This is a genomic window from Marinobacter sediminum (genome assembly GCF_023657445.1).
GTDB lineage: Bacteria > Pseudomonadota > Gammaproteobacteria > Pseudomonadales > Oleiphilaceae > Marinobacter > Marinobacter sediminum_A.
Genome location: NZ_JAGTWY010000001.1, coordinates 2,463,814 through 2,476,682 on the forward strand (window position 1 = coordinate 2,463,814; position 12,869 = coordinate 2,476,682).

At 55.9% G+C, this 12,869-nt stretch carries 10 protein-coding genes; 8 read left to right on the top strand and 2 right to left on the bottom strand.

Features of this window, described 5'->3' with window-relative positions; genetic code table 11:
* The first annotated feature begins 8 nt into the window (after positions 1–8).
* Both KFJ24_RS11730 and KFJ24_RS11735 read left to right on the top strand, forming a co-directional pair.
* Positions 9–1,541, top strand: coding sequence for a cryptochrome/photolyase family protein (locus KFJ24_RS11730; RefSeq protein WP_250831273.1), 1,533 nt, complete (start codon positions 9–11; stop codon positions 1,539–1,541).
* A gap of 98 nt (positions 1,542–1,639) precedes the next feature.
* Positions 1,640–2,893, top strand: a complete 1,254-nt coding sequence (locus tag KFJ24_RS11735; protein ID WP_250831274.1) for a substrate-binding periplasmic protein — start codon at positions 1,640–1,642, stop codon at positions 2,891–2,893.
* A gap of 19 nt (positions 2,894–2,912) precedes the next feature.
* Here KFJ24_RS11735 and KFJ24_RS11740 read toward each other — a convergent pair whose 3' ends face one another.
* Entirely contained in the window at positions 2,913–4,601 is a 1,689-nt protein-coding gene (locus KFJ24_RS11740) for an HAD family hydrolase (RefSeq protein WP_250831275.1), read from the bottom strand.
* A 129-nt stretch (positions 4,602–4,730) separates the two neighbouring features.
* Here KFJ24_RS11740 and KFJ24_RS11745 point away from each other — a divergent pair, with 129 nt between their 5' ends.
* The 4 genes from KFJ24_RS11745 (at position 4,731) to KFJ24_RS11760 (ending at position 8,048) form a co-directional block, all read left to right on the top strand.
* Positions 4,731–5,573 (top strand): cytochrome c oxidase assembly protein, encoded by an 843-nt coding sequence (locus KFJ24_RS11745; protein WP_250831276.1) that lies wholly within the window; start codon positions 4,731–4,733, stop codon positions 5,571–5,573.
* Positions 5,570–6,178: an SCO family protein gene (locus tag KFJ24_RS11750; protein WP_250831277.1), complete on the top strand. Its 609-nt coding sequence runs from the start codon at positions 5,570–5,572 to the stop codon at positions 6,176–6,178. The genes KFJ24_RS11745 and KFJ24_RS11750 overlap by 4 nt, the downstream gene beginning before the upstream one ends.
* Before the next feature lie 80 nt (positions 6,179–6,258).
* Complete coding sequence (locus KFJ24_RS11755) at positions 6,259–7,176, top strand: cation diffusion facilitator family transporter (RefSeq protein ID WP_250831278.1); 918 nt, start codon at positions 6,259–6,261, stop codon at positions 7,174–7,176.
* Positions 7,177–7,328: 152 nt separating this feature from the next.
* A complete protein-coding gene (locus tag KFJ24_RS11760) occupies positions 7,329–8,048 on the top strand; it encodes a Crp/Fnr family transcriptional regulator (protein WP_250831279.1) in 720 nt (239 codons plus the stop codon).
* On the opposite strand, the gene KFJ24_RS11765 is transcribed toward KFJ24_RS11760, so the two are convergent.
* Complete coding sequence (locus KFJ24_RS11765; protein WP_250831280.1) at positions 8,045–9,421, bottom strand: diguanylate cyclase domain-containing protein; 1,377 nt, start codon at positions 9,419–9,421, stop codon at positions 8,045–8,047. The genes KFJ24_RS11760 and KFJ24_RS11765 overlap by 4 nt on opposite strands.
* Positions 9,422–9,690: 269 nt before the next feature.
* Between KFJ24_RS11765 and KFJ24_RS11770 the strand changes: the two genes are divergently transcribed.
* On the top strand, positions 9,691–10,317 hold the full coding sequence (locus KFJ24_RS11770) for a PAS domain-containing protein (protein ID WP_250831281.1): 627 nt from the start codon (positions 9,691–9,693) through the stop codon (positions 10,315–10,317).
* The gene (locus tag KFJ24_RS11775) at positions 10,317–12,845 is read left to right on the top strand and encodes a chemotaxis protein CheB (RefSeq protein ID WP_250831282.1); all 2,529 of its coding nucleotides are present in this window, start codon (positions 10,317–10,319) and stop codon (positions 12,843–12,845) included. Before KFJ24_RS11770 ends, KFJ24_RS11775 begins: the two co-directional genes overlap by 1 nt.
* Positions 12,846–12,869 lie beyond the last annotated feature (24 nt).

Here is a 12,869-nt window from a genome sequence, read left to right on the forward strand (position 1 = left end):
ATGCAGCCATGGCAAACCTGATTCTGATTCTAGGCGATCAATTAACGACAGATATAAGCGCCCTGAACGGTGCTGACCGGGACCAGGATCTGATCGTGATGGCCGAAGTCCATGATGAAGCCAGCTACACCAACCATCACAAGAAGAAAATCGTGCTTCTGTTCAGTGCCATGCGCCACTTTGCCAGACAGCTGCAAGACGATGGCTGGCAGGTTCATTACCAGGCCTATCACCCGGACAATGAGCACCAAAGCCTTGAAGCGGTAGTTGCTGATCAGGCAGGGCAGATAAACGCGGACAAGGTGCTCACGACTGAGTGCGGCGAATGGCGGCTGCATGAGCAGGTCAGCCAGTGGCATGAACGTCTCGGGTTGCCGGTGGAGATCCGGCCCGATACGCGCTTTATTGCGAGCAAACAGGAATTTGTCGACTGGGCCCAAGGCCGAAAACAGCTGCGCATGGAGTTCTTTTACCGGGAAATGCGGCGGAAAACCGGGTTGTTGATGACGCCGGAAGGTAAGCCGGAGGGCGGTCAGTGGAACTTCGATGCGGACAACCGGAAAAAGTGGACGGGCAAACCACCGGCACCCGCGCCCTTTCGGGTGGAGCCCGATGCGATTACCCGGGAGGTTATTGAACTGGTCAACGAACACCTGTCTGATCACTTTGGCACTACCGAGGATTTCCATTTCGCCGTCTCTGCGGAAGATGCCCAGGCGGCATTGGAACATTTTATCGACTTCGCCCTGCCCTGCTTCGGCGACTTCCAGGACGCCATCTCAGATACCGAGGACTGGCTGTTTCACTCCATCCTGTCGCCTTATATCAACTGTGGTCTGCTCACCCCCCTGGAGGCCTGCGAGGCAGCGGCACAGGCATGGTACACAGGACGAGCGCCGATCAACGCGGTGGAAGGCTTTATCCGGCAGATCCTGGGTTGGCGGGAGTTTGTGCGGGGGATCTACTGGCTGAATATGCCGGCGTACGCGAAGGAAAACCGCCTGGGCAATACCCGTTCGCTGCCACAGTTTTACTGGACCGGGGACACGAAGATGCGCTGCATGCACAAGGCCATTGATGCCACCCGCCGCAACGCCTATGCCCATCACATCCAGCGACTCATGGTGACCGGTAACTTTGCCCTGCTTGCCGGCGTCACGCCCGAGGAGATCTGTGACTGGTACCTGGCCGTCTATGCCGATGCCTACGACTGGGTGGAACTGCCCAATGTACTGGGCATGGTGATGCACGCCGATGGCGGATATCTGGGCTCAAAACCCTATGCCGCCAGCGGTAAATATATCCAGCGGATGTCGGATCATTGCAGTAACTGCCACTACAAGGTCAACAAGAGTACGGAAGACGATGCCTGCCCCTTTAATGCTCTGTACTGGCATTTCGTCAACCGGCACCGCAAGGACTTCGAGGCTAATCCACGCATGGGCATGATGTATCGGAACTGGGACAAACAGAAGCCGGAAAGGCGGGACGCCCTGCTCCAGCGCGCTGAAAGTCTTTTAGCACAGGTGGAGCAGCTGTAGATTCCGCTTTCCGGCCAGATGCCGCCTGGAAACCGCCAGCCTGGTAAAGAGACAACTCACCGCAGGCCTGCTAATCTGAATTCGGCATTGTCATCAACATGGATAGATTGGTCATTATGGATATCCGACCATTGCTGGCAGGCGTGTTGGGAGTCTTCGCCCTGCCGTTATGCCTGGCTGAGCCAGCAGCACTCAACCTGTATACGTTTGAGGCCCCACCCTATCAAGTGGCTGGCGTTGCCAGTGGTGCAACCGGCGAAACGGTTGCAACAGTCATATGTGCAGCCTCCCAGGCCGGATTGTCTGCCAATGTGCGGATAGCCCCCCAAAACCGCGCGATTCACTCGCTGAAACGAAACCTGATAGATGGCTATTTCGCCATTGACCCTTTTGCTGAACTGGATGCTGTCGCCGCCCGCAGCGATCCGGTTGCCCTCGAGAAATGGTACTTCTTTACACTGCACCCGGAACTCAACACCCAGACCCCCAGGATTGGCGTGGTTGACGGCAGCAACGAACAGTCCTGGCTCATCGCCAATGACCACGATGTATTCCTGAGCGTCACATCCCCCGACCAGTTACTCGCTCTTTTAAAACGAGGGCGCATCGACACCGCGCTGATGGACCAGCGCACAATGAACGATCTGGGTTCCGGTGATTCAAGACAGACCGAGACCTTGCATGCGCACTTTCTCCGTTATGCACCACTGTACCTTTATCTCAGCGACGCATTCGCCTCCGCGCACCCGGACTTCCTGCCGCAGTTCAATCGCTTTCTCCCCGAGTGTATGGAGGAATCCCTTGCTCTCGACAACATTGAGGTCAGGCGAGTGGAACAAATTGCGGAACGACTGTTCCGCGAACTCGATGCAACTCTGAACCTTCAACAGGCGTTGGCCTCCGGTCCCCACATGAAAACCTTTGCCGATGTTCTGACAATCGATAGCAAATGGCAGGCTCTGGCTCCGAAAACAGCCATTCCACTGGCGGAGCAGATTCTGGATTTGCCAGGTTCAAAAGCCCTTCATGCCTGGCAGGTTTCTCATCAGGGTTTGGTCACCGAGGTTATGCTGATCAATGACATGGGGACGTTGGCAGCCATAAGCCAGTTGACCTCTGATTTCTGGCAGGGTGACGAAGCGAAGTTCCAGGAGGTGATGCACACAGCAATACCAGACTCTTTGCCTGACAGAGCGCCCCACCTGTCATCCATCCACTTCGACTCCTCGACGGCCCGATTCCAGATTACCGTGAGCTTTCCTCTTTTTTCGAGCAGCAACGAGAGGCCAAATGGGGTCATCTCGCTCGGGCTGGATATCGAAGAGGCCCTAAACGGGGAGCGTCCGCACTGACTGTGTCGCTTCAACGCCCTTACGGAGGGCCGACTTCACAGGCCAGAACCAGTGCCCAGAACTCGGAAAAGTCATTGACGACAACATCCGGTTTGTCCGGGTGTTTGTGGGTGCCCGGAAAAATCCGGTTCAGCCAGGGCTGATCCCACTGGGCGCCATTAAAAAAGACCGCTGTCATGCCCGCCCGTTTCGCGGCGATCACATCGGTGGTGCTGTCTCCCACGTACCAGACGCTCGGGTCTGGCGGATAATCCAGCTTCTGGACCGCCAGCAGGAGCTGGTCCGGATGAGGTTTTCGCAGTGGTGTATCGTCACCGCAAACATCCACCTCGAACAGATCGGTCCAGCCGGTCTCCTCCACGGCTGCCAGTTCGTGTTCAAAGAATTCCCGGTCGCGGTTGGTGATAACCCCCACCTGCCTATGCAGGCGACGCAATCCCTCGAGGACGTCCCGCACTCTGGGTTCGAACGCTTTGACGGTGCCATAGTGATTTCGGTAGTGATAATTGAACACCTTGTGGGCGATCTGTTTGGCCTCCTGATCCTCACCAAACAACACCTCGAAAATATCGGTCCGGGAGATTTTCCGGTCTGCCTTTACCTTCGGGTGGAGCCTCGCAAATTCCCGGACATAGCCAACCAGCCGGGCATCGTCCGGGGTTTTGCTATCCTCCGGCGCCACCATCCGGTCCATCAGGTCAAGCTTGTAAAACTCAGGCAGCATGTCATCCACGGCGTGGTACATGGCATCCAGCGTATCCACCAGGGTGGCGTGCCAGTCAAACAAAACCACCGACGGCCGAATCAGTTTGACGACCGCTGGATGCCAATCCGGCTCTACCCGGGGCTCAGGTCGCCTGGGTGACGGGAAAGGCCTTGGCCGCACTTCTGCCGGCGCTTTCAGGAAAGCGTCCGGGCTGCCTCGCTCCAGCAGCGCCAGCAAATCAAGCAGGTCTTCAAAGCTGTCGAGGATGGCCGACGGCGCATCCCTGTAGGAGAACCAGCTGTCGATACGGCCAGACTCCCAACCGGCACCGTTGTAGAACACGCCGGAGATTCCCGCCCGGTTTGCAGTAAGCATGTCCACATAGCTGTCACCCACGTACCAGGCCCGCTCATCTGCGGGCAAATCGAGCTTCTCCAGAGCCCGGAGAATCACCTCAGGATCCGGCTTGTACTCGGTGACATCGTCAGCACACACCGTCACATCGAAAAGATGACGCCAGCGCCCCTCATCCACGGTTGCCAGTTCCTTGTCCAGAAACTCCCGATTCCGGTTGGTGGAAATTGCCAGTTTGATGCCCATTGCCCTGAGTGCTGAAAGGTACTCATAGGCTCCGGGCTGGAACGGTCTTACCTGGCCAAAGTAACGGCGGTAAGCCTCGTTGTAGGCCTTGTGTGCGATCAGTTTCGAGTCTTTATCATCACCGAAAATGGCGTTAAAAATGTCTGTCCGTGATACCCGCCGTTCCGCCAGAATACGCGGATGCAGGCGCCGGAAGATGCGGATATAACGGACCAGTCTGGCATCATCAGCAGTCCGGCACTTATCTTCCGGCAGCAATCGTTCGACCAGATTCAGCTCCTCCAGTTGCGGCAGCATGTCCTCCATCGCGCTGAACATGGCATCGTGGGTATCAACCAGCGTGCCGTGCCAGTCAAAAATGAGGACCGAGGGGGCGGAAATGGAATCACTGAATCGGGCCATGCCTTGCCTCCATGAACAAACACTTCTGCATCCGGCCTTGAATTCCAGCGCCAGGCCGGTAAGACTCCAAGGGAGCTTATAAAAAAGATAAACGCTGTTTCCCGTGCGTGCACATAAAGAGTGGTTTTCATGACCGGCTTTGGCTACCTGCTGCCTTATGATTTTTCGCCGCTGACGGTGCTCAGCTTCGCGCTGGTGCTGGGCCTGTACGGCGTTGCACTGCTAAAAATGCCCGAGAAGGAGCGGCCCGGCAGTGTCCGTATTCTGACGTTCATGGTCGGGGTGCTCCTATGCTACAGCGTGATGCAGACGCGCTTCGACTACTACTCCCAGTACATGTTTTTTGTCCACCGGGGGCAGCACCTTATTCTTCACCATATCGGGCCGATTCTGATTGCACTTTCGAATCCGCTACCGATCCTGCGTTTCTGGTACGACAAAACCGGCACCAGAACCCGGATCCTTCTCAGGCCCCTTGGCTGGCTCTACCGGCTATTACAGCAACCCGTCATTGCGTCGGTGCTCTTCGTAGGCCTGATCTACTTCTGGCTCTGGCCTCCGGTTCATTTCGACGCAATGCTCAGCCGCCAGCTTTACTGGATCATGAACTGGAGCATGCTGCTTGATGGCCTGTTGTTCTGGTGGCTGATCTTCGATTCCCGGCCACCGGCGATTACCAGCGCACTGGGCTATGGCAAACGCATCCTGCTGCTGGCCCTGGTCGCCATTCCACAGATGATTCTGGGCGCCTGGATCGTATTCTCCCGGGGCATGGTCTACGACGTTTATGAGGTCTGCGGCCGCGCCTGGCCCATGCCACCTGAAACCGACCAACTGCTGGGCGGCCTGCTAACCTGGATTCCACCGGCAATGATGAGCATTCTCGGGATCCTGATTATTCTGCGCCGGGCCATGCATGAGGATGGCAAATTCACCGCTCGCAAGACGGCCACCGAGGGCACCCCACTATGATCCGATTCCGTCATCATCCCCTTAATACCCTGCTACTTGGGCTGACCCTGGCCCTGGCAGGCTGCTCCGATGACGGGGAGAGCTGGCATGGCAAGGACATCAGCGGACTTATGCCGGAACTGGAATTCCGGCTTACCGGCACGTCTGGCGAAACGGTTACTGCCGCCGACTCGTCCGGTCAGATACGTTTACTGTACTTCGGGTTTACCTCCTGCCCGGACGTATGCCCAACGACCCTGGCCGGTCTGAATAATGCCATCACACTGATGCCAGCCAATCTGCAGGATGACGTAACCACCCTGTTCGTCAGTGTTGATCCACAGCGGGATACCCCCGAACGTATCGGCAGCTATGTGGATTTTTTCGGCCAGCACATAGTCGGCATGACAGGCAAAGAGGGCGCCCTCAGGGACCTGTCCAAACGTTATCGCACCACCTTTGGTTATGAGGAGCCCGATGCCGACGGTAACTACCAGGTCTCCCACAGTGCCGCCGTTTATGTCTTTGACGGCGGCGGCAATGCGCGGCTGTTGATCCGCCCCGGCCTCACCCCGGAAATGATCAGTGAGGATCTGGAGATTCTCGCACGTGAGCAGGAATCGTGACCGCTTGACCCTGTATCAACTACAGGGTTTTTAATCCTGCCCGAATACAGCAATCACTTTCACGCACTCAGGGTTCTGTCATGCACGGCCACAGTCACGATCATAGCCACGGCCACAACCATTCCGATCACTTCAACACCCACAACCGGGCCTTTGCGATTGCCGTTTTCCTGAACCTGGTTTTTGTTGCCATCGAAGCGGTATATGGCGTTCTGGCAGGGTCTCTGGCCCTGTTGGCCGATGCCGGCCATAACCTGAGCGATGTGTTGGGCCTGGTTATGGCCTGGGTTGCGAGTTGGCTGGCCAGCCGGAAAGCCACCGATCGCAATACCTACGGCCTCAAGAAATCCACCATCCTCGCAGCGCTCTTCAATGCCCTGATCCTGATCGCCGCTGTGGGCGGCATTGCCTGGGAGGCTATCCGGCGATTCAGCGAACCCGCCGAGGTTGCAGGCATGACCGTGATCATCGTGGCGGCGATTGGGGTACTGATAAACGGAGTCACCATGCTGCTGTTCATGAGCGGCCAGAAGGGAGACCTGAATATTCGCGGCGCCTTCCTTCATATGGCGGCCGACACGGCGGTCTCTGTTGGTGTTGTCGTTGCCGGTCTGGTCATCATGCTGACCGGGATCAGCTGGATTGATCCACTGGTAAGCCTCGTGATCGCCGCTGTGATCTTTCTGGGTACCTGGCAATTACTGAAAGACTCGGTGAGTCTGGCGGTGGATGCGGTGCCCCGGGACATTGATCCGGCCGAAGTGTTCGAAATGCTGAAAACACTACCTGGGGTGGAATCTGTCCATCACCTCCATATCTGGGCCCTGAGCACTACTGAAAATGCGCTCACCGTGCACCTGGTTAAGCCGGATACGGAGGGGGATGATCGCGTGATTGAACAGGCCACCGAGATGCTGGCCCATGACTTCAACATCAAACATGTAACCATCCAGTGGGAGCGGGCTGCGAGCAACTGCCCGAATATGGCGTACTGCTAGTGCCCGGCACGCATCTTTGAGGTCATCTTACATCCGGCCGATATGGTCTGTGCTATTCTTTACCCACGAGTCAGTATGAAAGTGTAGAGTGCCTGTTTAATCACGGGACCCAGAACTTGCTCGCCGATCCCTATTTCTTAGTCGAGCCTGGAATGACTGAAGCCCCCTGTCCAGAACAGAACCATCTGCTTGCTGAAATCCCTGAACACTCGAAATCCCGGGTCTTCCAGTCTTTGAGGCTGGTCGAACTGAAACTTGGCGATGTAATTTATGAGTCCGACCAGCCCATCGAGTTCGTCTATTTTCCAACCAACTGCATCATCTCTTTGCTTTATGTCATGCGCAGCGGTGCTTCCGCCGAAATATCGGTGATTGGCAACGAAGGGCTGGTAGGGGTCTCAGTGGTATTGGGGGGCAGTAGCACACCCAACCGGGCGATCGTGCAAAGCAGCGGATACGCCTATCAGATGCCGGTCGCCGAACTGGAACAGGAATTCAACGCCTCCGCTGATCTCCGGGTACTTACGCTACGCTACACACAGGCACTGATCACCCAGATGTCCCAGACAGCGGTCTGCAACCGGCATCATTCAATCGACCAACAGCTATGCCGCTGGCTACTGTTATCGCTTGACCGCCTTCAGGGAAATCAGCTTGATATGACTCAGGAGTTGATCGCCAACATGCTGGGAGTAAGACGCGAGGGCGTAACCGAGGCTGCGCGTAAACTGCAAAAGCTTGGAATTATCCAATACAAGCGTGGGCATATAAAGGTCATTGACCGTAAAAGGCTTGAGGAGATGAGTTGCGAATGCTACGACGTAGTCAAGCGTGAAACCGAGCGCCTCAGATACCAGAAAATAGGCTCTTAAAACCGGGACTGGTTGATTGCTGCGATTACGGAGAGTGGCAGCCGCACTTTTTGAAACCGCTTGCCCTTTGCTTTAACGAGGTACATCTCAGAATCTGCGAAACGCAACAAAGTCGCCAGATCCTCGCCATTATCCGGGTAGATACTCACACCGATACTGAGCCTGGGCGAAGCGTCAGTTCCATCCGGTGACAAGAGCGACGCCGACGCCTCGCGTATCTTGTCAGCAACAGCGTGAGCATGTTCGGGTTGGGCAATTTCATTCAACAACACCACGAATTCATCGCCGCCGAAACGACAGACGGAGTCTGTCTCACGGACACAGGATAATAATTTACCCGCCAGCGCTGTCAGCATCTTGTCACCCTGGGCATGCCCATAGGCATCGTTGATACCCTTGAAGTCATCGAGGTCGATAAACAATATGCCCATCTGCATACTGTGTCTCTCGGCCAGTGCCCGGGACTGGTCAAAGCGTTCAGCAAAGCCGTAGCGGTTGAGCAGCCCTGTTAAAGGATCATGCTGTGCCAGACGTGCCATCCTGGCTGCAGTTTCAGCGGAAAAGCAGGTATCGTGAAACACCAGAACAGCACCCGCTACTTCATTGTCCTGATTGTGTATTGGCGCAGCAGCATCCTCGATTGCCAGTTCCTCACCGGCACGGGTCACCAGAATGGCATTGTTTTCGAGCCCAACGGCGCGCCCCGTATCCATCGCCTGCCTGGTGGGGGCATCCCTGGGCTCCCGGGTGCGCGACTCAAGCACTTGATAGACGCGTTGTAACGGGAGGCCGATGGCCTCATTGCGGCTAAATCCAATCAGGCTCTCCGCGGCCCGGTTCATATAAGTTATCCGCTCGCCGGTATCCGTGCACAAGACGGAATCACCAATGAAATCAAGGACAACCTGCTCCCGCGCTTTGTCATCAAGATGCAGGGATTCAAGTGCAATTCTCTCTGAATCGCTGTTTTTTTGGGGGCTGATGTCTTCCACCACGTGGACATAAACATGCCCGGGCATGCCCTGATGCAATACGGTAACGTGCCTGCGGGTCCATATATCTTTGCCATCGGCACGTTTCAGCCGGGACTCACATTCAAAAGGTACATTTTCCGGTGAGCATTTCTGCCATTGCCGAATGGCCGTAGCATGGTCCTGAGGATGAATCACCGAACTCCAATAGGAACCGAACAACGCCTCACTCCCCCAGCCGCAAAGTCTCTGATAGGCCGGATTGCTGTAGACACACTGGCCTTCGGTATCGGTTATGAGAAGCGCAATCGGGAGGGCATCACCTAACGATAGATTGATACCCTTAAAGGGTTCCTGTGAGCTGCCGCCGCCCGACGGAAAAAAATCCCGATATCTCAGCATAATCACTGGCACCTGTTCTCTGTGATAACGTCAACGTGCGGTTCTACCCACGGTCGAAAAACCCGCACCAAACCTGGCATTGATACAGACGCCGCAGCTCACCTCACATTCCGATAGTAAAACGCCTGATGAAAGCCGTCCGTTCGGTAACACACAGAGTGGCGCAGGGGTATTTTCCGAAAAATGCCTGCAAATCGCCGCTATATTAAGCGCGTGTCTAGGGGTAGAATAAAGCGTAATCCCTACGTGAAAGGATTTTCGGAGGCACCGTGGCGAGCACAAACGGACATCATGAAACGGAGCATCATGCCAGGCTGCGGCGCACTGCCGAGTCGTTGATTGAGCAAGGCGCGACGCCACTAAGGCGAGGCGCTACCCTCGGGGTAGATGCTCTTGAGCTTCTGTATCGACGTGCGAGCGACCCCGAGTCTGCGCCCGATGCGCTGAAGCTACTCCACGAGTTGCAAACTCACCAGGTCGAGCTTGATCTGCTGTATGAACAGCTCCAGGCCAACGAGTATGAAATCAGCGGTGAACTTGCCCATTACAAGGCACTGTTTGACCTTGGACCTGTTGCCTACCTGGTCGTCGCCAATGATGGCCGGATTATTGACAGCAACCAGGCAGCCGCTGCCTTGTTTGGCCTTTCACCTGAGCACCTGACGGAGCAGGCGGTTAGCGAACTGCTGGCTCCAGCGAGTCACGCCGCCCTGTCGGGAATGTTTCAGAAGCTACTGACACCCGGCTCACGAGCATCCTGTGTTGCCGATCTGCCAGCCAATGACAGAACGGGGCCAGCGCGCCAGCTTGCCATCAACGCGACATGCGATCCTCGCGGAGAAAGTCTTTTGATAGTACTCTGCCCTATGCCAGACCCTCTCGCACCCGGTCGCTAATGCGTATTGTCGGTATCGGTGCGTCTGCTGGCGGCCTGTCCGCTTTTGAAGAGTTTTTCCGGCACACTCAGCCGGATACCGGAATGGCATTTATCATCGTGCAGCATCTGGACCCGACTCAAAAGGCGCTGCTGCCGGAGCTGTTGCGAAAGTTTACGGCCATGCCCGTGTGCGAAGCGCGGCAGAACATGCCGGTTGAGCCAAACACGCTCTATGTCATCCCCCCCAACAAAGATCTCTCGGTATCGGGCAACATGCTCAAACTGGCGGCGCCCGCCGAGCCCCGCGGAATGCGTTTACCCATTAACGTACTGTTTTCGTCTCTGGCCAGCGCGTTTAATGAACGAGCAATCGCCATTGTGCTTTCCGGGATGGGATCAGATGGCACACTTGGGTTACAGGCCATACGGGCCACAGGTGGCCTGACCGCAGTCCAACAACCGGACACGGCACAGTTTGATGCCATGCCAAAAAGCGCGATCGCCTCCGGCTGTGCCGACATCGTTGCACCGCCATCAATGCTGCCAGAGCGTATATTGGCCTTCACCAGCCGAGTCAACGAGCCGGGGCCGGATAGCCCTCCACCGGCGCCTTCAGAGCCCATAGGCTCCATACTCCGGTTACTTCAAAAAAACACACATCACGACTTTTCACTCTATAAGCGCAGCACCCTTAGCCGTCGTATTGAGCGTCGCATGGCTATCCATGGTATTGGCAGCATATCCGCCTACGCCCAATATCTCGGTAAAAACAGCCAGGAAGTCGAGCTTCTTTTCAGGGAACTGCTGATCGGTGTTACTGAATTTTTCCGCGACCCCGACATATGGGAATACCTGGCTGAAACCGCTCTCCCGGATTTACTGGCTACCAAGCCGTCAGACCAGAAAGTACGGGCCTGGGTAGTGGGTTGTTCAACCGGGGAAGAGGCCTACTCGCTGGCGATGGTTTTTACCGAAGTACTGGAGCGCCTGAGGCCGGGGCAAGACATCAACTTGCAGATTTTTGCTTCTGACCTGAGTGCGGAGGCTATTGTTACCGCGAGACGCGGGCAATACCCTTTCAGCATCAGTGAGCACGTGTCGGAACAGCGACTCGCCCGCTTCTTCACCAAACACGGCAGCTACTACCAGGTTAATCCAGCGCTTCGCGATACCATCCTGTTCGCCCAGCATGATGTCATCCTGGATCCGCCATTCACCAAACTGGACCTGATCGCGTGCCGGAACCTGCTCATCTACTTTGATACCATGCTGCAACGCCGGCTGCTGCCCCTGTTTCATTACAGCCTTAGTGATCGAGGGCTGCTGATGCTGGGAAACTCTGAAACTGTAGGTAGGCTCAATTACCTCTTCGCCAGACTGAAACCCAGGTTGCGCCTCTACCAGAGGCTGGATCACGAATCCATCAGAGGTCCCAATTTCCTGTTAAGGTCTTTTCCGCCCTTATCCGAACTATCCAAGGAGCAGTCCGTGCCGGTGCCGACAGTCCCACCCAATACCCCTGACAATCTTCAAGACGCTGCGGATCATCTTCTACTACAGGTATACGCCCCAGCGGCCGTTGTTCTCAACCGCGATGCGGACATCGTCTATATCAGTGGGCGAACCGGAAAGTACCTGGAGCCTGCAGCCGGCAAGGCCAACTGGAACATCCATGCAATGGCCCGTGAAGGGTTGCGAGTACCGCTGTTCACCGCGCTGAAGCAAGCAGTCTGTCAGCTTGAGCCGGTTGAGCTTCACAGTCTGGAAGTACAAACGGGCGTCGGCATCAAACATGTCGACGTGACCGTGCAGGCGTTACATGAGCCGGCCGTTCTTGAAGACATGATCATCGTCGTGTTCAAAGACACCGACGCCGGCACCAGAGCCAGAAGCCATAAACCTGCCTCTACTGCCGCCCATAAGCCAGACGAACGATGGTACCAGCAGGAAATCAAGCGCCTCGGCGAACGGGAAAGGGAGTCACGGGAAGAACTTCAAACCTCGAATGAAGAACTGCAGTCCACCAACGAAGAACTCCAGTCTGCCAACGAAGAGCTCACCACCTCAAAAGAAGAAATGCAGTCAATGAATGAAGAACTGCAAACAATCAATACCGAACTGCAAACCAAACTGGACGACCTTGCACTGGCGCAAAGCGACATGCAAAACGTGCTTAACAGCATCGAAATCGCCATCATTTTTCTGGATAGCAGCCTGAACATACGTCGGTACACGGCCCGTGCATCCGATGTTTTCAGCTTGCGTGAAAGCGACGTGGGGCGTCCACTCAGAGAGCTCTCCACGGTCCTGAGATACCCGGACCTCGAGACCGATGCCAACGAAACCCTGAAAACTGTCAGGACTTCTGAAAGGCAGATCCAAACGACAGACCGCCGATGGTTTTCTGTTCGGATCATGCCTTACCGGAGGCTCGACAATGAGGTTGATGGACTGGTGATGACGATGGTCGACATTACCGATACCAAAACAGTGGAGTCGTCGCTGAGGGAAGAATCCGCCGGGAAGGATGGGGCGCACCCGGAATAGGAACACCGGTCACCACGACTCACG